At 73.7% G+C, this 20,199-nt stretch carries 14 protein-coding genes; all 14 read right to left on the bottom strand.

Annotated features, from left to right (window positions below; genetic code table 11):
* A complete protein-coding gene (locus ACFVSN_RS17785; protein ID WP_380445000.1) occupies window positions 1–663 on the bottom strand; it encodes a PIG-L deacetylase family protein in 663 nt (220 codons plus the stop codon).
* A complete protein-coding gene (locus tag ACFVSN_RS17780) occupies window positions 660–1,463 on the bottom strand; it encodes a glucose-1-phosphate cytidylyltransferase (RefSeq protein ID WP_380493027.1) in 804 nt (267 codons plus the stop codon). The genes ACFVSN_RS17785 and ACFVSN_RS17780 overlap by 4 nt, the downstream gene beginning before the upstream one ends.
* Window positions 1,460–2,692 (bottom strand): methyltransferase domain-containing protein, encoded by a 1,233-nt coding sequence (locus ACFVSN_RS17775; protein ID WP_387955894.1) that lies wholly within the window; start codon window positions 2,690–2,692, stop codon window positions 1,460–1,462. The genes ACFVSN_RS17780 and ACFVSN_RS17775 overlap by 4 nt, the downstream gene beginning before the upstream one ends.
* Window positions 2,689–3,963 carry a glycosyltransferase family 4 protein gene (locus ACFVSN_RS17770; RefSeq protein ID WP_387955892.1) on the bottom strand — a complete coding sequence of 425 codons (1,275 nt, stop codon included), beginning with the start codon at window positions 3,961–3,963 and terminating at the stop codon, window positions 2,689–2,691. Before ACFVSN_RS17770 ends, ACFVSN_RS17775 begins: the two co-directional genes overlap by 4 nt.
* Window positions 3,963–5,204, bottom strand: coding sequence for an O-antigen ligase domain-containing protein (locus ACFVSN_RS17765; protein WP_387956220.1), 1,242 nt, complete (start codon window positions 5,202–5,204; stop codon window positions 3,963–3,965). Before ACFVSN_RS17765 ends, ACFVSN_RS17770 begins: the two co-directional genes overlap by 1 nt.
* Before the next feature lies 1 nt (window position 5,205).
* Window positions 5,206–6,723 (bottom strand): right-handed parallel beta-helix repeat-containing protein, encoded by a 1,518-nt coding sequence (locus ACFVSN_RS17760; protein WP_387955891.1) that lies wholly within the window; start codon window positions 6,721–6,723, stop codon window positions 5,206–5,208.
* A gap of 10 nt (window positions 6,724–6,733) precedes the next feature.
* Complete coding sequence (locus ACFVSN_RS17755) at window positions 6,734–8,683, bottom strand: alginate lyase family protein (protein WP_387955889.1); 1,950 nt, start codon at window positions 8,681–8,683, stop codon at window positions 6,734–6,736.
* Window positions 8,680–10,866, bottom strand: a complete 2,187-nt coding sequence (locus ACFVSN_RS17750) for a bi-domain-containing oxidoreductase (RefSeq protein ID WP_387955887.1) — start codon at window positions 10,864–10,866, stop codon at window positions 8,680–8,682. Before ACFVSN_RS17750 ends, ACFVSN_RS17755 begins: the two co-directional genes overlap by 4 nt.
* 60 nt (window positions 10,867–10,926) lie before the next feature.
* Window positions 10,927–12,834, bottom strand: a complete 1,908-nt coding sequence (asnB, locus tag ACFVSN_RS17745; protein ID WP_387955885.1) for an asparagine synthase (glutamine-hydrolyzing) — start codon at window positions 12,832–12,834, stop codon at window positions 10,927–10,929.
* 2 nt (window positions 12,835–12,836) lie between these two features.
* Window positions 12,837–14,372 (bottom strand): Wzz/FepE/Etk N-terminal domain-containing protein, encoded by a 1,536-nt coding sequence (locus tag ACFVSN_RS17740; protein ID WP_387955883.1) that lies wholly within the window; start codon window positions 14,370–14,372, stop codon window positions 12,837–12,839.
* Window positions 14,369–15,733, bottom strand: a complete 1,365-nt coding sequence (locus ACFVSN_RS17735) for a Wzz/FepE/Etk N-terminal domain-containing protein (protein ID WP_387955881.1) — start codon at window positions 15,731–15,733, stop codon at window positions 14,369–14,371. Before ACFVSN_RS17735 ends, ACFVSN_RS17740 begins: the two co-directional genes overlap by 4 nt.
* Window positions 15,730–16,995: a glycosyltransferase family 4 protein gene (locus tag ACFVSN_RS17730; protein WP_387955879.1), complete on the bottom strand. Its 1,266-nt coding sequence runs from the start codon at window positions 16,993–16,995 to the stop codon at window positions 15,730–15,732. The genes ACFVSN_RS17735 and ACFVSN_RS17730 overlap by 4 nt, the downstream gene beginning before the upstream one ends.
* Complete coding sequence (locus ACFVSN_RS17725; protein ID WP_387955877.1) at window positions 16,985–18,313, bottom strand: nucleotide sugar dehydrogenase; 1,329 nt, start codon at window positions 18,311–18,313, stop codon at window positions 16,985–16,987. The genes ACFVSN_RS17730 and ACFVSN_RS17725 overlap by 11 nt, the downstream gene beginning before the upstream one ends.
* 103 nt (window positions 18,314–18,416) lie before the next feature.
* Window positions 18,417–19,844 carry a sugar transferase gene (locus ACFVSN_RS17720; protein WP_380444987.1) on the bottom strand — a complete coding sequence of 476 codons (1,428 nt, stop codon included), beginning with the start codon at window positions 19,842–19,844 and terminating at the stop codon, window positions 18,417–18,419.
* Between the last annotated feature and the right edge of the window lie 355 nt (window positions 19,845–20,199).

The raw sequence follows: 20,199 nt of genomic DNA, 5'->3' as shown, positions 1-20,199 counted from the left end.
TCAACCCCCCAGGTTGAGAGTGCCGAGGTCGAGCGTGAGTTTGGTGGTGGCGAAGGCCTCGGCGTAGCGCGCGTGGCATTCGATGCCGCGGATCCGCGCGAGCCCGAGGAAGGCCTCGCGGTCGTACCAGGGGCGGTGCCGCTGCGAGGGGTAGTGCTCCTGCAGCAGCCGCACCTTCTGTTCGGCGGTCTCCGGGGTGAGCGGCTGGTAGGCCGTGGGCCGGCCGAGGTCGCCGTCCCACTTGACGATCTCGTAGCCGAGCACGAGGTGGTCGCGGAACGCGGTGGTCAGCAGCTGTGCCAGGCCGCGGTGGTCCTGGTGGGCGTCGTCGGTGCGCGGGGCGAGGATGAGGTCGGGCTCGGTCCGCCCGCGCAGTTCCTCGACGGCGGCCTTGGCCTCGTCCCAGTACGCGGGCAGCCGGCCGTCCGGCAGCTTGAGGACGGTCAGGCGCAGGTCGGCGCCCGGGCAGAAGGCGGCGAGCGCGGCCTGCTCCTCCTGCTCGCGCTCGCTGCCGCCGCCGGAGAGGACCAGCGCGTCCACCTGGATGCCCGGCCGCGCGAGGCACATCGTCAGCAGCGTGCCGCCGGCGCCGATGGCGATGTCGTCGCAGTGCGCCCCCACGGCGACGATCCGGTCCAGGCGCCCCGCGCCGAGCCGGATCACGCCTTGGCTCCCACGGTGTTCGCGCCGTCCCGTTCCCACACGGCCCACGGGCGGTCGCCCCGGGCGTAGGCGAGGTCGAGCGCGGCCCGCTCCTTCACCGTGTCGGTCGGCTTCCAGAAGCCGCGGTGCTGGTGCGCCACCAGCCGCCCCTGCTTGGCGAGTCGGGCGCAGCCGTCGGCGACCAGGTCGCCGTTCTCCGGGATGTGGTCGAAGACCTCCTGGCGGAGCACGAAGTAGCCGCCGTTCTCCCACAGCGGCATGTCGCTCACCGCGGTGATGCCCCCGACCAGGCCGTCCTCGCCCAGGTCCACGCAGTGGAACGAGGACTGCGGCGGCACCACCATCATCGACGCGCCGGCGTCGCGCCGGGAGAACCGCTCGATCATCTCGGGCAGCGGGGCGTCGGTGAGCACGTCGGCGTAGTTGGCGAGGAACATCTCGTCGCCGTCCAGGTGGTGGCGCACCCGGCGCAGCCGCTCGCCGATCGGCGACTCGATGCCGGTCTGCGCGAAGGTGATCGTCCAGGACGATATGTCGGTGGACAGCAGCTCGGTCTTCCCGTTGCGCAGCACGAAGTCGTTGGACGTGGTCTCTTCGTAGTTGAGGAAGAAGTTCTTGATGTGGTGGGCCCCGTACCCGAGGCACAGGATGAACTCCGTGTGCCCGAAGTACGCGTAGTAGCGCATGACGTGCCAGATCAGCGGCCGCGGACCGACCATCGCCATCGGCTTGGGCACGTCGTCGGACGCTCCGCTGCGCATGCGCAGCCCGTAACCTCCGCAGAACAGGACGACCTTCACCGCTTCACCTCGACGATGCTGAGTTCCGGGACGGGGAAGACCAGCCGGCCGCCCCACTGGTGGACGAAGGACAGTTGCTCGACCAGCTCGTCGCGCAGGTTCCACGGGAGGACGAGGACGTAGTCGGGCCGGTCGGCGGCGATCCGCTCGGGCGCCAGGATCGGGATGCGGGTGCCCGGGGTGAACCTGCCGTGCTTGTAGGGGTTGCGGTCGACCGTGTACGGGAGCAGGTCGGGCCGGACGCCGCAGTGGTTGAGCAGGGTGTTGCCCTTGCCCGGGGCGCCGTAGCCGACGACCGTCTCGCCGCGCTCGGCCGCGTCGACGAGGAAGCGCAGGAGGTCCCGGCGCACCTTGGCCACCCGGGCGGAGAACTCGGTGTAGCCGGACAGTTCCTGGAGCCCGGCGGCCTTCTCCCGGTCCAGCACCTCGGCCACCCGCCGCGTCGGCTCGCCGGCCGCCTCCACCGGCCGGGCCCACAGCCGGATCGAGCCGCCGTGGGTGGGCAGCAGCTCGACGTCCACGAGCGCGAGTCCGCCGCTCGCGAGCGCCCGGGTCGCGGACGCGACCGTGTAGTACTGGAAGTGCTCGTGGTAGATCGTGTCGTACTGGTTCTCCTCGATCAGGGTCAGCAGGTGCTGCACCTCGATGGAGACCCAGCCGTCGTCGGCGACCAGGGCGCGCAGACCCTTGGTGAAGCCGACCACGTCGGGGATGTGCGCGTACACGTTGTTCGCCACGACCAGGTCCGCCGGGCCGTGTTCGGCGCGGACGGCCGTGCCGGTGGCCTCGTCGAGGAACGCGGTGAGCGTGGGCACGCCCGCGTCGCGCGCCGCGGCGCCGACGTTGACCGAGGGTTCGATGCCGAGGCAGCGGATCCCCCGGTCCACCACGTGCCGGAGCAGGTAGCCGTCGTTGCTCGCGACCTCGACCACGAAGGCGTCGGGGCCGAGACCCACGCGCTGGGCGGCGCCGTCGACGAACGTCCGCGCGTGCTCCACCCAGGAGGTCGAGTAGGAGGAGAAGTACGCGTACTGCGTGAACGTTTCCTCCGGCGTGATCAGCGGCGGGATCTGCGCGAGCCAGCACTCGGTGCAGACCCGCAGGTGCAGCGGGTACGTCGGTTCCGGCCGGTCCAGTTCGTCCGCGGCGAGGAAGCTCTCGCACGGCGGTGTCGCCCCCAGGTCGACGACGCTCGTCAGCGCCACCGATCCGCACAGTCGGCATGTCATCTATTGCCCCCACTCCTGCCCGCGCGGGATCCCCGTCGCGGGCCTGCGTTGTCCGTTCCCTGCGGCGGCGCGCCCTCGGCGCCGCCGGCCCGACCCGCGATCGCGGTGCGGTACCCCTCCACCAGGCGCTCCAGCCCGACGGCCGGGCTGAACGCCTGCTCGTAACGGCGCCGGGCCGCCAGTCCCATCTCCCGGTTGCGCTCCGGCTCCGCCGCGATCCGGCGCAGGCCGGTCGCGAGCGAGGCCGCGTCGCCGGGCTCGTGCAGCAGCCCGGTCACGCCGTCCTCCACGAGTTCGACGAAGGCGCCGTGCCCCGCGGCGACGACCGGGACCCCGGCCGCCATCGCCTCCACGACCACCAGGCCGAACGCCTCCAGCCACGTCGAGGGCGCCACCACGGCCACCGCCCGCGCGACGGCCTCCCGGCACTCCGCCGTGTCGTACAGGCCGGCGAACCGCACGTCGTCCCGGCCCGCCGCCCACACCGCCACCTCCGGCTCCAGCGGTCCCGCTCCGGCGATCACCAGCGGCACGCCCACGCCGCCGTCGGCGGCGATCGCGTCCCACGCGGCCATGAGCAGCCGCACACCCTTGGCCTCCGCGAGCCGGCCGAGGTAGAGCACGTGCTCACCGGCACCCGTGCGGAGCACGCCCGGCTCGGGCACGAAGTTGTGCTTCACCGCCAGCCGTCCGGCCGGCAGGCCGGCCCGCACCAGGACGTCGCGCTGCGCCGCCGAGATGCAGAAGAACCGCTCCACGCCGGACCACCACCGCCGCCGGTTGACCGCCAGGCTCAGCGCCAGCGGCACCGTCGCCAGCCGGGAGCCGCGGTAGCAGCCGTGCCGGACGGCGGGCAGCGGTGACCCCCCGACGCACTCGGTGCACGGCCGCCCGTCCCGCTGCAGCGTGCCCGGCGGGCACACCTGGGTGTAGTTGTGCAGCGTCGCGACGGCCGGCACGCCGGCGTCGGCGCAGGCGGCCAGCACCGCGGGCGACAGCAGCGGGAAGACGTTGTGGACGTGCACCACGTCCGGCCGCTCGCGGCGCAGCCGGGCGGCGAGCTCCGCGCGGGCCGCCGGGTTCCACGGCACCAGCAGCGGCACCGCGACCTTGCCCGGCAGGGACCGGGCCCCGATGTCGTCACTGCGCCGCTCGAACAGCTCGACCCGGTGGCCGGCCTCGCGCAGCAGCCCCACCTCCTGGTCGACGACCTTGTTCTCCCCGCTCGGCTGCGCCGAGGAGTAGCGGTTGTGCACCACGAGGACGTGCATCAGGTCACCTCCGATCTCTGGGCTCGGTGCAGTACGGGTTTTGGGAGTTCAACCGGGGCGGGTGCGGCCAGCAGCCCGGCGGCCACGGTCAGGTGGAGCAGGTACGGCGAGGCGTCGCCCAGTCCGGCCTCGGTGTAGGAGGCGATCGCGCAGTAGCCGATCAGGAAGATCGCGCAGGCCCGCGCCAGCGAGGGCGGGCGCAGCAGCGCGACGCCGCCCAGCACGATGATGATCGCCGCCACGATCGCGACGCCCGCCAGGCCCTGTTCGTTGTAGACGGCCAGCCAGCTGTTGTCGATCGGCAGCCCGCCGAAGGACTTGTCGCCCAGTCCGGCGCCGAACAGCTGCTCCGTCGTCGTCCGGGGCGCCGCGAGCAGGGCGTCCCAGACCTTGGCCCGGCCGGTGAGGCTGGAGAAGTTCTCCTGGCTCTGGCCGCGCAGGAACCACGCCTGGAGCAGGGAGCCGAGCGCCACGGCGGCCACGGCGGCGCACAGCACCGCCCGGGTGAAGAACCGGCGGGCGGCGGCGCTGGTCAGGACGAGCGAGCCGATCGCCAGGGCCAGCCCGAGGATCAGGCCGAGCGTGGCCGTCCGGGTGTGGGTCAGCGCGAGCAGGACGAAGGACGGCACGATGACGGCTGCCGCGCTGCCCCTGGTGGTCCGCCCGCCCAGGAGGAGCAGCACGGTGAGCCCGATGATCACCGCCGCGTACTGGCCGATCTGCGGCGGGGTCAGCGGCCACAGCGCGCCGACCAGCCGTCCGCCGTAGAGCTCGGGCATCGCCGCGCCCGGTGAGACGACCAGGCCTGCGGCCACCGAGGCGAGCACCGCGGAGTACGCCCGGATGTGGTGGCGGACGAACGTCTCGCCGCCGTCCCACCACCGGCTGAGCAGCCACAGCGTGCCGACGAAGAGCGCCAGCCGGAAGCAGCGGAACAGCGCGCCGAAGCCGGACTCCAGGTGCGCGCTGGAGATCACGCTCAGCACCAGCAGCACGGTCAGCAGGAACAGGTAGGCGCTGGGCCGGATCCGCAGCCGGAGGTTGAGGACGAGCGCCAGCGCGAACGCGGACACCAGCGAGCCCATGGTGACCATCTGGATGAGGGAGCGCGGCAGCGGGATGACGGTCTGCGCGCCGGCGGAGCCGAGCGTGTTGAGGATCAGCAGCGCCCAGACCGCGCCGACGGCCTTGGGCGTCGCCGGGCCGGCCTGCGGCCCGGCGTGCGTGAGGTCCCGGGTCACCTCAACCACCGGCCTGGGGTTGGTAGGTGCTGCCCGTGTCCTGCTGGTAGGGCTCACCCTGCCACTGCCCGAAGTCGAGCGTGCGGCTCGGGTCGTGGGCGACGAAGCTCCACGGTCCGAGGTAGGCGTTGTCGTGCCAGCGGTTCTGCTGGCCGCCGGTGATCGCCTCGGCGACCGACTGCCCCTTGTACGGCGACCAGTCCGGGTAGGTGCCGTAGTTGGCCAGCACCGCCATGCGGCCGCACTTGACCGTGCAGCCGACGGCGGACGGGTGCAGCACGAAGCGGTTGCCGTGGATGTCGACCCGCTGGGTCTTCCACCGGCAGTCGTCGTGGAGCGGCGGGGTGGCGATCGCCGGCTGGGCGCAGCGGGCGGTGTTCTTCGCCAGGAGCGTGCAGTCGCCGGAGGAGGTGTTGGCCGGGCTGTTGCAGAAGCGGTCGGCGTTCTCCCACAGGGTGATCCCGGACCAGTTGTCCTCCAGGACGTTCCCGTAGATCTCGATCCTGTCGGTGCGGGCGGGGATCCGCGGTTCGCCGCCGGACTCGGACAGGTAGACGGTCGCGTACGGGAAGTCGTCGCCGCGGTCGGCGGACCTGCGGCCCTCGACGACGTCGTTGCGCCGGATCGTGTTGTTGCGGATGACGGCGTTGTAGCTGGTCTCGTAGATCAGCGCGGCTCCGTCGTTGGCCTCCAGGACGTTGTCCTCGATGCGGAAGTCGTTGTTGTTGGTGTCCGCCCAGAGCCCGGGGCCGCGGTTGTCGTGCACCCAGTTGCCGCGCACGTCGGCGCCGTTGACGGCCCAGAACTTGACGCCCCCGGTGCAGCCGCAGCCCGGCTGGCGCTGCTCCCACTGGTCGGTGTCGTTGCCCGTGATCTCGTTGCCCTCGACCACCAGGCCGCCGACGGGGGCGCCGGACTTGTAGGCGTTCATGCCGTACTGCCCGTTGTTCTGGAGGCAGTTGGCGCGGACCTGCTGGTGGGCTCCGGCCATCAGTCCGGCGCCGGAGTTGTCGCGGATCGTCGCGTGCTCGATGACCCACCCGTCGGCCGAGTCGTGGTTGACCACGCCCTCGTTCTGCGGCGCGTTGAAGCCCTGCACGGTCAGGTAGCGGATCGTGACGCCCGCGGCGTCGCCGCCGAACGCGTACTGGTTGGTCTTCACGCCGTCGAGCACCGCGCCCGGTGCTCCGAGGTAGGTGTCCCCCTCCTTCGGGACGACCTGGGCGTACCGGTCCGCTTCGAGCTTGTGCGTCCCCGGCTGGAGCCAGAACGTGGTGTGCGGTGGGCTGCTCTTGGTCTTCGCCGTCAGGTCGCCGACCACCGCGGGGTCGACCGTCACCGCGCCCGCGGGCGCGGCGGCCGGACCTTCCCCGGGGTGGGCGCACACCTGGGCCGCGGCCACGGAGCCGGAGGGCGTGGCGGTCGGCTGCGGCGAGGTGTCCGAGCCGCCGCTCGTGCAGCCGGTCGCCAGCAGCAGGACCAGCGCCGGCGCCCCCCAGTGCCGCTTCTTGATCCCCACCCCTCCCCCCTCAGTCCCGGAATCCGAGCACGGTGGTGAACTCCTCGGTGCCGTCGGCGAATCCGGTGCCGACGAGCGTGGTCGCGGGTTCCTTGCGCCCGAAGCCGGCCGAGTACCAGCCCAGCGGCGGGTCGGTCTCGCCGCGGTGCGCCCGCCAGGACAGCCGCGCGGGCAGGTCGAGCACCGCGGAACGGCCCTCGCCGTCCCGGGTCCAGGTGAGCAGGGCCCGGTGCCCCGTCAGGTCGGCAGTGATCGCCGGGCCGAGGTGGAAGGCCAGGCGCACGGCCCGGCGCGGGCCGCGCACCTCGTCGACCACCCGCAGCTCCCGGGTGGCGGCGGTCAGCTCCACCCGGCGGCGGTGCACCGAGTCCTGGTAGCCGTCGTGTTCGGCGCTCCAGCGGGCCACGCTCCCGTTGAAGGTGTCCGCGGCCAGGACGCGGCTGCGGGCGTGCCGGGTCCACAGGAACGGGCCGCCGGAGACGGACTGGTCGCCGCCGTCCAGCTCCAGGGTGTTGTGTCCCAGGGTCGAGCGGAAGTAGCTCCGCCACTCGGGCTGTCCGTGGTAGCAGAACGTCCCGGGGTCCGCGAGGACGTCCACGCCGTCGTGGCGGACTTCCACGGACAGCGCGTCCGCGTGGGCGTGCGCGGCGATGGACAGGAAGCCGTGCGGACCGCCGTCGCAGCGGCACCAGATCTCCCCCGGGCCGCGCAGGATGGTCATACCGGCGTCGGCGAAGTGGCCGGGCCGGCGTGCCGGGCGGGTGACGGCTCCGCTCTTCCCGTACGGGCGGACCAGCGCGGCCAGCAGCGGGGTGCGCACGTCGCCGCCGGTCACCGCCGGCCACCAGGCGAGCCGGCCGAACACGGCCTCGCCGGTGGCCAGCAGCGAGGCCCAGCGGTCGGTGCCGGGGCCGTCCAGGACCAGGCCGTACCCGTCGTCGGCGTCGCCCTGGCGCGGCGGCCGCAGCCGGTTGTCCACGACGGCCGCGAGGGCGTCGGTCATCCGCAGCAGGACCAGCCGGACGGACGCCGGGACGGGCACGGCGGCGGCGTCCGCCTCGGCCAGCGCGGCGAGGCCCAGCTCCAGGACGAGCCCGTGGTACTCGGTCGCCAGCTCCCGGTTGAGGCCGGACGGGAAGGTGTTGCCGCGCAGGTGCCGCTCCAGCGAGCGCAGCGCGCCGGACCGCCAGCGCTCCGAGGCCGGGAACCAGCCGAACGCGCAGGCCGCGGCGAACTGCCCGGCGGCCTCGGCGATGACGTGGTTGTTGGCCGAGGACCCCCGGCTGGGGAAGGCGGCCAGCCAGCGCTGGTGGTGCCAGATCTGCTCCAGCGCCACCGGGTTGCCCTCGAACAGCCCGGCCGCGCCCGGCCAGCCGTCGAGCAGCCGGCGGATCCACACCCAGGACAGCAGCCGGATGCCCAGCTCGATGCCGCTGATCCAGTGCACGCCGCGCAGCGGCGGGTTGGCCGCCCACCACGACCGCAGGTGCGCGGCCACGCGCTCGGCGTAGCGCTCGTTCCCGGTGAGGGCGTAGGCGGCGGCGAGCACGGTCAGGTAATGGTGCCGGGACGGCTCCCAGATCTGCTTGATGTCCCCGACCGCGTCCTCGTTGCGGTAGGGCACGTCGAAGGCGTAGCCGGCCGGGGCCCGGCGCCCGGTCTTCGGGTCGCGCCACCAGTCCGGGTCGGCCAGGTCGTCGCGGTCCACCCCGAAGAACTCGGCGTACCCGTCCATCAGCCGGTCCGCCTCGGCGACGAGTCGCTTCGCGGCCTCCGCCGGCACCGCGGCGAGCGCCCCGGCGGGCAGGACGGCGGTGAACCGGGCGCCGGTGACCGCCGGGCAGGGCGGCGGCTCCGAGCGCCACCGCCGCCTGCGCACCGCGTCGCCCGCCCGGCCGCCGACCTCCCGCGGCCCCATCCGGGACAGCCGCCGCAGGTACCAGCCCGCGCTCATCGTCATCGCGCCCGCTCCAGCGCCACCGGCACGCCGCCGGCCAGGCCGGTCTGCACGGCGAGGGTGGCCGCCGTGGTGGCGACCAGCGACTCCAGCGGCACCGGCATCGGCCCGCCGGTCCGCACCGCCCTGACGAACGCGGCCAGCTCGTTGGACTGGCCCTTGTCCCTGGCCTTCGGCAGCCGCGAACTGACCCACCGCTTGCCCCCGTACACCGAGGCGCGGACGAAGTCGTCGAGCTTCAGCACCTTGCCGTCCGCGACGAGGTCCAGCGTCTCCTTGGGGAAGCCGGACGCGCCGGTGGTGACGTAGCTGATGGTGGCCGTGGAGCCGTCCGGGTAGCGCAGCACGACCTGGAGGTCCTCGTTGCCGGCCGAGGCGACCGCGTACACCGAGACCGGGTCGGCCTCCAGCAGCCAGCTCGCCGTGTCGATGAAGTGCCCGCCCTCGCCGGCGAACCGGGAGCCCTCGGTGCCCTGCTGGAGGTACCAGCTGCCGTGCTGCAGGCGGCCCGCGTTGACCAGGTAGCGCAGGCTCGCCGGGCCGCTCCGCGCGCCGAACCGGGCCTTGGCCTCGCGCAGCAGCGGCGAGAACCGTCGGTTGAAGCCCACCTGCAGCCGGTCGTTGCCGGACTCCGTCACGGCCGCGAGCACACCCGCCAGGTCGTCCTCGGTGAGGGCCAGCGGCTTCTCCACGAACACCGCCTTGCCGGCCAGCAGCGCCCGCCGGGTCAGTTCGGCGTGCGAGCTGTGCCGGGTGACCACGAACACGGCGTCGATGGACGGGTCCCCGAGCACGCCGTCCAGATCGGTGGTCGCCCGGGCGAAGCCGAACTTCCGCTGCGCGTTGGCCGCCGAGAGCGCCGTCGTGGTGACGACCGTGGACAGCGCGACGCCGTCGCGCCCGGCCAGGTGGGGCAGCAGCATCGACGTCGCGTAGTTCCCCGCGCCGACGAACGCCAGCCGCACCGGCGTGTTGACGGGACGGGACGGCGCGGGTGCCCTGGTCTCGACGCGTACCGCCGGCACCGCCACCACCGGGGCCTCCGCCGTTCCCTCCCCCTCGGACTCGGGGTACCGGAAGAGCACGGCCACGGCCTTCAACTCGCCGTCCTTCAGGCGCCGGTACGTCTCGACGGCGTCGCCGAAGTCGGCGATGTGGGAGATCAGCGGCTCCACGTCGACGCGGCCCCGGGAGACGAGGTCGAGGAAGCACGCGAGGTTGCGGCGCTCGGTCCAGCGCACGTAGCCGATCGGGTAGTCCCGCCCCTCCAGCTCGTACTCCGGGTCGTAGCGCCCGGGGCCGTACGAGCGGGAGAACCGGACGTCGAGCTCCTTCTCGTAGTACGCGTTCCACGGCAGGTCCAGGCGGCACTTGCCGATGTCGACGACCCGGCCCCGGTCCCTGGCCAGCGCGGCGGCCAGCTCGACGGGCTGGTTGCTCCCGCCGCCGGCCGCCAGGTACACCTGGTCCACGCCGTGGCCGCCGGTCAGCTCGGCGACGGCCGCCGCCACGGCCGAGGACCCGGGGTCGCCGCAGGCCACGGCGCCCAGGCGCGCGGCGAGTTCGCAGCGCGCCGGGTCGGGGTCGGCCCCGACGACGCGCACCCCCGCGGCGGTGAGCAGCTGCACCACCAGCTGCCCGATCAGCCCGAGGCCGATGACCAGCGCCACCTCGCCGAGCTGCGGCTCGCCCTGGCGCACGCCCTGCAGCGCGATCGACCCGACGGTGCCGAAGGCCGCGTGCCGCGGCGCGAGGCCGTCCGGCACCGGGACGTAGAGGTTCTTCGGCACCCAGTTCAGCTCGGCGTGCAGCGCGTGCTCGTTGCCGGCGCAGGCCACCAGGTCGCCGGCCTTCACGTCGTCGACCCCGGCGCCGACCTGCTCGACCACGCCGCACAGCGAGTAGCCCAGCGGCGTGTAGGAGTCCAGCTTGCCCATCACCTTGCGGTAGGTGGCGGGCAGTCCGTTGGTGGCCACGCTCTGCATGACCTTGGCCACCTGGTCCGGCCGGGAGCGGGCCTTGCCCAGCATCGACATCCCGGCCTCGGAGACCTTCATGAGCTCGGTGCCGGTGGAGATCAGCGAGAAGGCGCTGCGGACCAGCACTCCGCCCGGCTTGCAGCCCGGCACCGGCACGTCGAGCACCGACAGCTCGCCGCTCTTGTAGTTCTGCACGACCTGTTTCACCCGAAGTCCCCTTGTTCCCATGTCGTCACGTCGTCACGTCGTCACATTCCGGCCGAGGTCTCAGCCGGAGGTCGCGCCGCGGTACCAGTACTCGAGGGTCAGCACGTGCCACAGGTGCTTGGAGTAGTCCTGCTGCCCGGCGGCGTCCGCGGCGACGAGCCGCGCCAGCGCGTCCCGGCGCAGGAACCCCGACCGGACGAGCACGCCGTCGTTCACCACCTCGCGCACCAGCGGCGCCAGGTCCCGGCTCATCCAGGCCCGCAGCGGCGCGCTGAACAGGCCCTTGGGCCGGTACACGATCTCCCGGGGCAGGACGGAGGTGGCCGCCTCCTTGAGCACGGCCTTGCCCTGCCGTCCGACGATCTTGCGGTCACCGGGCACCGCGAACGCCGCCCGCACCACCTCGACGTCCACGTACGGCACCCGCACCTCGGTGGACGCGGCCATGCTCGACCGGTCCGTGTAGGCGAGGTTCAGGCCCGGCAGGAACATCCGCGCGTCCCCCAGGCACATGCGGTTGACGAAGTCGTCGAGGTCGTTGTCCCCGTAGACGTCCGCGTGCTCGGTCAGCACGTCGTCGACCGTCCCGGCCAGGTCCGGGTCGACCAGGGCGAGCAGTTCGGCCCGGTCGTACATCGTGTAGCTGCGCCGGAACGCCGTCTCCTCCGGCAGGTCGGCGAAGGAGAGGAACCGCTTCGCGAAGCGCACCGAGCGGAACCCGCGGGTGGCCGTGGCGACCGGCAGCCGGTCCACGGCCGCGGACAGGCCGCGCCGCAGGGGCCGCGGGACGCGCTGGTAGCGCAGCGCGAGCCGGTTGGCCAGGTGCTTGCGGTAGCCGGCGAACAGCTCGTCGGCGCCCATCCCCGAGAGCATCACCTTGACCCCGGCCTCCCGGGCGGCCGAGCAGATCAGGTAGGTGTTGATCGCGGCCGGGTCGCCGATCGGCTCGTCCAGGTGGTACGTCATCCTCGGCAGCAGGTCGAGCACGTCCGGGGCGATCTCGATCTCGTGCAGGTCGACGCCGAACCGCCCGGCCACCTGCCGGGCGTAGCGGAGGTCGTCGGGCATGGCCTCGAACCTGGCGTCCTCGGCGCGGAAGCCGATCGTGTAGGCGGAGATGCCGGGCCGGTCGCGGGCGGCCAGCGCGGTCAGGTAGCTGGAGTCCAGCCCGCCGGAGAGGAAGGTCGCCACGGGCACGTCGGAGAGCAGGTGACGCCGGGTCGACTCCTCGACGATGGCGGCGAGGTCCGGCCGCTCGCCGGCCCGGGCCCGCTCCCGGCCCTCGGCGGCGACGTCCCGCAGGTTCCAGTACCGGCCGCGCTCGACCCGGCCGTCGGGCCTGCACCGGAGCCAGCTGCCCGGTGGCAGCTTCTCGGCCTCGCGGAAGGCGCACCGCGAGTCCGGCACCCAGTAGTAGAGCAGGGAGGCCACCAGCGCCGCGTGGTCCACCTCCAGCGACCCGCCGGTGGCGGCGGCCAGCGCCTTGAGCTCGGAGGCGAACACCAGGCCCCCGCCGCGCCGGACCAGGAACAGCGGCTTGATGCCGAGCTGGTCGCGGACGAGCACCAGCTCGCCGGTCCGCTCGTCGAAGATCCCGAACGCGAACATGCCGCGCAGCCGGGGCAGGCAGTCGGTGCCCCAGCGCCGCCAGGCCTCCAGCAGCACCTCGGTGTCGGAGGTCCCGCGGAAGCGCACCCCGGCGGCGGCCAGTTCGGCGCGCAGCTCGGGCGCGTTGTACAGCTCGCCGTTGTACGTCAGGACGAGGCCGTCCGAGACCATCGGCTGGGCGCCGGTCTCGGAGAGGTCGACGATGGCCAGCCGGCGGTGCCCGAGCTGCACGTCGCCGTCGCCGACCGGGTGGCCGTAGCGGCCGGCCCCGTCCGGGCCCCGGTGGGCGAGGGTGTCGGTGAGCAGGTCGGTCACGGCCTTCCCGTCCGGCCACCGGTACGCTCCCGCGATGCCGCACATGTCTAGCCCGCCTCCTGGTCGTTGTCCGGGACCGGTGCGGTCCTCGTCGGTTGTCGTTCCGGGCGCCGGCGGCCGGTCCCGTCGCGCCGGGGCGGGCGGGCGCGCCGGCCGCGCGGCGCGGCGTGCGGCCCGTCCCAGAGGGTGCCGTCGGTCCGGTCCCGCGGATCGGGGTCGATCAGCACCACCCCGATCACCGGGATGCCCTGGTCCGCGAGCTGCCGGGCCACGGTGTGCAGCCAGGCGGCGCTGCCGTGCCCGGCCCGCACGACGAGCACCGTCCGGGTGCCGAGGTGCCGGAGGTCGGTCCACGCCGTACCGGGCGCCACCGAGCCGACGCCGAGCCGGCGCTCCTCGGGCGGCACGGCCCCGGCGCGCCCGCCGACGACGACGGTCGGATCCCCCGGCCTGGCGCGGCGCTTGGCGAGCTGCGGGCCGGGCAGCCCGTCGACGACGACCACCGGCCCCTCCTCCTCCGACGCCAGCTCGCCGGCGAGGTCCAGGGCGATCACGCTCGTGGTGCGCGCGCAGCCGAGTTCCAGCAGCGACACCGCGTCCGCCGAGCCGCGCACGCTGCGGGCCAGGGTCGCGGTGAGCCGGGTCCTGGCCGCCCTGGTCCGCCGGCGCTGCCACCGTCCGACGGACCTGCGGGGCACGCCGCGCAGCTCCGCGATGACCGAGGCGCCGAGGTTCGCCGCGATCTCCCGGCGCAGCACCGGGCGGTCCGCCACCACCGCGCCGACGGCGGCCACCGCGAGCCCGAGGACGAGTCCGAGGACGAGCCCGAGGGCGGCGTCGGTGGCGGCGGTCTTGGGCAGCGACTGCCGCACCGCGCGCGGGGCGTCCACGATCTGCGTGCCGGCGACGAGCCGGGGCGTGCCCACGCCCGCCTCCGCGGCGCGCTGACTGAAGTCGGCGATCCGCGACATGAGTTCGGACCGGCTGGTGTCGAGCGACTCCCGGCTCGCCGCCGTCTTCGGGTCGTTCTGCTGCGAGGCCTCCCCGATCGACTTGTTGACCTGGGCGAGTTCCTCGCGCAGCCGGTCGCGCTGGTCGAGGTAGGCCTTGGCCTCGGCGTCCGCGGCCTCCTGGATCCGCCGGACGTGGTCCGCGACGAACGCGTCGGCCAGCGCCTTGGCCCGGGCCACCGCCTCCGCGTCGCTCTTTCCCGTCACGTTGATCTGCAGGAGGTTGTTGGTCAGGCCGGCGCCCGCGTAGTCCCGCATGAAGTCCTCGGGCTTCTCCGCGGATCCGAGGGCTTGCAGGGCCTTGCCCGCGATGCCCGTGGTCTGGAGCAGCGCGGCGTCGGTGCGGATCAGCGTTCCGGGGTCGTTCGGCTGGTCCGCCTGGTGGGCGACCAGCACCTTGACCGTCGCGCTCGGCGCGGGCGGCCGCAGGACGGCCACCGCCGCACCGGCCAGCAGCCCGAGCAGCGCCATGACGCACCACAGCCGGCGGCGCCTGCGCACCGCGACCACCAGCGACTGCAGGTCCAGCAGCGGGGCGGGGGCCGAGGGCTCCGGCGTCGTACTCGTCGTCACTCCGGGCCCCTTCTCGCGTCGTCGCCGACGGCGAGCACCGGCACAGCACCCTCCGGGTGGCGGTCGGCGGAGCGCCCTGCTCGGGCCAGGACCGGCTCGGCGACGACGACGCCGACGACCTCGTGGCCGGCGTCCGCGCACGCCCCGGCGACGTCGGCGAGCTCCCCCGCGGTCCAGTCGCCCGCGCTGAGCACGACCACCGCGCCGGACTCGCCGTCGTGGTCCGGCACCAGCGGCCGGGACACCGACACGTCCACCGTCCGCAGCACGGGATCGCCCGCTGCCTCTGCGACGAGCTGCCCGGCGGCCCGGCGAGCCGTCTCGTCGCCCTCCGGGACGACGACCAGCAGCCGCCCGGGGGACGGCAGTTGGTCCCGCAGGCGGGCGCACACCCGCCGGTAGCGGAGCTGCCGGCCGGCCTCGTCGCCGGAGACGCGCGGGGCCGGCAGGTCCCACCGGACGTCCGCGCCCAGCAGTCGGCGGACCAGGGCCCGGGGGCCACGGCCGTCGGCCCGGTGGGCGGACCGGTCACCGGGGACGTCGACGGCACCGAGGAGCACCGAGCCCAGCGCCGCGGCGATCTCCGGTCCGGTGCGCAGCCGGCGGCTCGTCCGCCCGGCGGCGAGGTGGCCGACCAGCGCGACCAGGAAGAACAGCAGCGCCCCGGCGGCGACGAGCTGGATCCTCGTCGGCGGCGCCTCGCCGGAGGGCCGGGGCGCCGACCCCATGACGACCATGTTGGCCTTGTTGGCGGCCGGGTCGACCTGGTCCAGCTTCTTGATGGCGTCCTGCAGGGCGGTGCGCAGCTTCGCCAGCTCCGTACGGGTCGACACGCTGTCCACGGTCTGCCCCGGACCGGCCGCGGCGGCGAGGTCGCTGATGTTGCGGCCGGCCTGCAGCACGAGCTGGCGCAGCGCCTCGGGCTGCGCTGCCTCGGGGTCGGTGCTGTCGCCCGCGACGTGCGAGGCGAACGCGACGAACTGATGGGCCACCTGGTCGGAGAGCTGCTGCGCGCGCTCCGGGGTCTCGGCCGTGCCCGAGATCTTGATGATGTTCCCGTCCGACGCCGTGGCGCTCACCCGGTGCTGGAGCTTGGTGCCGGTGACGCCGGTCCAGCCCAGGGTGGCGGCCGCCCGGTCGACCACCACCGAACTGGTCGCGATCTGGGCCTGCGTCAGCAGCTCGCGGTCCTGCCACACCCCCGGCAGCAGGACCGACGCCGACGTCGTGTAGCGCGGCGGGAACAGCAGGGACGTGCCGTACCCGACGAGCGCACCCACCACGGCGAGGACGGCCAGGAGCCGCCACCGCCGTCGGAGGATCCGGCCGACCGTGACCAGGCGGATCGTTTCGTCGCTCAACGCCGAGGCCTTCTCCCTGCCCGACGGCCCGGGGTACGGCTGCCGTTCACGAGCGGACGGCAGGCGGCGGCGTAGGCGTCGAGCAGCGCGCGCTGGGAGTTGCGCCAGGCGAGCGGCCCGTTGATCCGCTCCTGGCCGAGCTTGCCCATCCAGGCCCGCTTCTCCGGATCGTCCATCAGCAGCGCGACGAGCCGGGCGAACTCGGCCTCGTCGTTCGCGGGCGCGTAGACGGCGGCGTCACCGGCCGAGACCCGTGCCTCCCGCAGGTCGAACGAGACGATCGGCCGGCCCATGACCATGTACTCCAGGACCTTGTTCATGGTCGACACGTCGTTGAGCGGATTGCGCGGGTCGGGCGAGAGGCACACGTCCGCGCTGGACAGGTAACGCACCAGGTCGGCGTCCGGGACGCGCCCGGTGAACTCCACCTGCTCCGCGAGCCCGAGCCGCCGGGACAGCGCCACCATCTCGTCGAAGGTGTCGCCACCGCCGACGAACACCGCGTGCCAGTCGGTCCGCCCGAGGTCGTCGCGCAGCTTCGCGAGCGCCCGCAGGGCGTAGTCGACGCCGTCCTGCGGGCCCATCACGCCGAGGTAGCACAGCAGATGGGGCTTGCCGCGCTTCAGCTCCGGCTCGGGCTCCACCGGCCGGAACCGCTCGGTGTCGGGCGCGCTGCGCACCACGAACACGTCCTGTGGCCGCAGACCGCCGCGGCGCAGCGCGACGTCCCGGTAGCTCTCGTTCGTCGCGAGCACGACGTCCGCGGCCCGGTAGGTCAGCCGTTCCAGTGCGCGCACTCCGCGGTAGAGCAGGTCCTCGCCGCGGTCGAACCGGGACAGGTACAGCTCGGGCACGAGGTCGTGCTGGTCGAAGACGAACCGCGCGCCGCGCCGCTTCAGCCACAGGGCCGGCAGGAACAGCAGGTCGGGCGGGTTGCAGGCGTGGACGACGTGGACCGGGCCGACCTCGCGGGCCAGCCGGGCCGTGTGCCACAGCGCCGTTCCGTACTCCCGCAGGTAGCCGGCCGGTCCGCCGGTGGCCGCGCGCAACGGGTAGCGGTGGATCCGCACCCCGTCGATCTCGGCCTCCGGTTCGGTGTCCCGCTTGGTGCCCTGCGGACAGATGACGTGCACCGTCCAGCCCGCATCGCGCAGCGTCGTGCACTCCTGCCACACCCGCCGGTCGAACGGCACCGACAGGTTCTCCACCAGGACCAGCGCGCGACGGCCCCGCCCGTCGCCGCCGGCCGCGTCACCAGGCAAGGCCCGCGTACCCCGGCTCGGCCCGGCGCGCCTCGGCGTCGGGCAGGCGGACGAGGTCGACGATCGCGGGGCCGTCGCCGCCGTGCGGCAGCGCGGACAGCACCGCGGGGTCCTTCGTCCCGACCACGCACACCTCGGCATGGTCGAGCACCTCGCCGACGGACTGGGCGAGCAGCTGCGCGAGGTGCGGCAGCCGGGTCTCGATGTACTCGCGGTTCGCGCCGAGCAGCCGGGAGAGGTTCACGTTGGGGTCGTAGATCCGCAGGTCGTAGCCCTTGCCGAAGAGCCGCTCGGCCAGCTCGACGAGCGGGCTCTCGCGGAGGTCGTCGGTGCCGGGCTTGAAGGACAGGCCGAACAGGCCCACCCGGCGCTTGCCGGTGCGCTCGACCAGCTCCACCGCGCGCTGGAGGTGATCGGCGTTGGAGGCCAGCACGTGGGAGAGGATCGGCACCGAGACGTCGGCCCGGCGCGCCGCGTGGACCAGGCTGCGCAGGTCCTTGGGCAGGCACGAGCCGCCGAAGGCGAAGCCGGGCCGCAGGTAGGCGGGGCTGATGTTGAGCTTGCGGTCGGCCAGGAACACGTCCATCACCTGGTGCGAGTCCACCCCGAGCGCCTGGCACACCGCGCCGAACTCGTTGGCGAAGCCGATCTTGAGGCCGTGGAACGCGTTGTCCGCGTACTTGATCGCCTCGGCCGTCGGGACCGGCACCCGGAACACCTCGCCGGGCAGCTCCTCGTACAGCGCCGCGACCACGTCCCCGCTCGCCGGGTCGAGCTCGCCGATGACGGTCTTCGGCGGGTCGAAGAAGTCCCGCACGCTCGTGCCCTCGCGCAGGAACTCCGGGTTCACCGCGGCCCCGAAGTCCGTCCCGGCCGTGCCGCCGGCGTGCTTCTCCAGGATCGGCACCAGCAGGTTCAGGCAGGTGCCCGGGAGCATGGTGCTGCGGAACACGACGGTGTGCCGCCCACCCCGCCCGCCCCGCTCGGCCACCACGGCGCCGATCTGCTCGGCGACCCGCTCCAGGTACGTGGTGCACAGGCCGCCGTTGGGCTCCGACGGCGTGCCCACGCAGACCAGCGACACCTCGCTGCCCAGGACCGCCTCGCGGACGTCGGTGGTGGCGCGCAGCGCCCCGGTCCGCACCATCTCGGCGATCAGGTCGCCGATCCGCTCCTCGACCACCGGGGCCTTGCCGTCGTTGACCAGGTCAACCTTCACCTGGTTGACGTCCACGCCGATGACCTCGTGCCCCAGACTGGCCAGGCACGCGGCCGACACGCAGCCCACGTAGCCGAGCCCCAGGACGCTGACCCTCATGACCCGTTCCTCCCCTCGGGCAGGCCGATCCGGCCTGCCGTCCACGTGCCGTGCCGTGCGTTGTCGCGTTGTGCGTTGTCGCGTTGTGCGGCGCCCCTGGCGGCTAGTACGCCCCCTGCCCCTGGAGCACCGCCCGCAGGGTCTTCCACAAGATCACCGTGTCCAGGGCCAGCGACCAGTCCTCCACGTACCGCAGGTCCAGCCGCACCGCCTCCTCCCACGGCAGGTCGCTGCGCCCGCTGATCTGCCACAGGCCGGTGAGCCCGGGCTTGACGAGCAGTCGCCGCCGGATGTCCGGCCCGTACGCGGCGGACTCCTCCGGCAGCGGGGGCCGCGGGCCGACCAGCGACATCGACCCGGTGAGCACGTTGAGCAGCTGCGGCAGCTCGTCGAGCGAGTAGCGGCGCAGCACCCCGCCCACCCGGGTCACCCGCGGGTCCCGGCGGAGCTTGAACAGCAGGCCGGCGCCCTCGTTGCGGTCGGCCAGCGCGGCCCTGGCCCGGTCCGCCCCGGCCACCATGGTGCGGAACTTGACCAGGGTGAACTCGCGGCCGTCCTTGCCGACCCGGTGCTGGCGGTAGAACGCCCCGCCCCGGCTGTCCGCCAGCACGAGCAGCCCGACGAGCAACATCAGCGGCGCGAACAGGACCAGCAGGACAGCGGCGCCCAGCCGGTCGACGACCTCCTTGACGGCCCGCCGGCCCCCCGTGAAGGTCGGCATGCTGACCCGCAGCATCGGGATCCCGAGCACCGCGTCGACGTGCAGCCGCGGTCCGGCCACCTCCATCAGCACGGGGGCCACGACCATCTCGGCGTCGCTGCCTTCGAGCTTCCAGGCCAGCCGCTGCAGCCGGTCCGGTGTCCAGTACGGGTCCGGGGTGACGGCGACGACCCGGTAGCCGTCGCGGCGGACGTGGTTGGCCACGTCCGTCAGCCGGCCCACGACCGGCACGCCGTCCAGCCGGTCACCGCCCAGCCCGAGGGCGTACGGCGTGCAGACCGCCTCCACCCGCCAGCCGAGGTGCGGGAACTTGCGGGTCCGGGCGATCAGGTCGCGCATGGTGGCCGGGCTCCCGGCGGCCAGCACCGGGCGCAGGCACCGCCCTTCTTTCCGCTGCTTGTGCAGCCACAGGCGCAGCAGGTACCGCTCGGTCATGGTGACGCCCGTGATCGCCGGGATCGCGACGAAGATCCAGAGCTTGATGTTGGTCGAGGTGAGGGCGATCCCGCCGAGCGACAGGACGACGGCCGCCGCGAACAGCGCGCGTCCGAGCCGGCGGAACTCCTCGGCCCCCTGGCCGAGCACGGCCGGCGCCCACGACCGGGTCGTCGCCAGCGCCGCGAGCACCAGGAGCTCGGTGCCGAAGGCGAGGATCCCCCACTTCTCATGCCAGTTGGCCGCGTCCCTGACCCCGAAGAACCCGCCGATCGCCGCCACCACGAAGGCGGTGGTCACGGTGTCGCCGATGATCACCGTTCGGCGGTACTGCTGCTCCCAGTCACTCTCGGGCCGCCCGATCCTCCCGTTCACCGGGCGCCCCCGCACCGCCTGGAACGGGCGGACTAATTCCCCCTCCCCCTGCTCGACAGCCCCTTCCAGGTCACCTGTGGGTTCGACGTGCTCGCTCCACACGATTCCTCCCCCCGGGAGGCTCGCACCTCCCGCACCTGATTCCTCCCCTTCGGGAGGCCCCGCCGCCTCCCGTGCCGCGCTGTTCCTACCACCGGGAGGTCCCGCTCCCGGGCATGGCGAAATCGGCTCCTGCAGCGCTGCGTGTACATCCCCCAAAAAGCACCGACGGACCCGTACGTCGTGCCGGAATCCCGAAATGGACGGGAATCCGCCGGCGGTCGCTCTCCACACTCGAAGCCCGATTTCCGGGCGC

Source organism: Kitasatospora sp. NPDC057904, from assembly GCF_042887925.1.
GTDB lineage: Bacteria > Actinomycetota > Actinomycetes > Streptomycetales > Streptomycetaceae > Kitasatospora.
The sequence above is the reverse complement of the archived record's forward strand: the minus strand, read 5'-3'. Positions and strand labels throughout refer to the sequence as shown.

Bases quoted from the DNA above. Each gene is read 5' to 3' on its own strand.
- ACFVSN_RS17775 (WP_387955894.1), bottom strand. From the start codon at position 2,692: ATGACATGCCGACTGTGCGGATCGGTGGCGCTGACGAGCGTCGTCGAC.
- ACFVSN_RS17770 (WP_387955892.1), bottom strand. From the start codon at position 3,963: ATGCACGTCCTCGTGGTGCACAACCGCTACTCCTCGGCGCAGCCGAGC.
- ACFVSN_RS17755 (WP_387955889.1), bottom strand. From the start codon at position 8,683: ATGACGATGAGCGCGGGCTGGTACCTGCGGCGGCTGTCCCGGATGGGG.
- asnB (WP_387955885.1), bottom strand. From the start codon at position 12,834: ATGTGCGGCATCGCGGGAGCGTACCGGTGGCCGGACGGGAAGGCCGTG.
- ACFVSN_RS17725 (WP_387955877.1), bottom strand. From the start codon at position 18,313: ATGAGGGTCAGCGTCCTGGGGCTCGGCTACGTGGGCTGCGTGTCGGCC.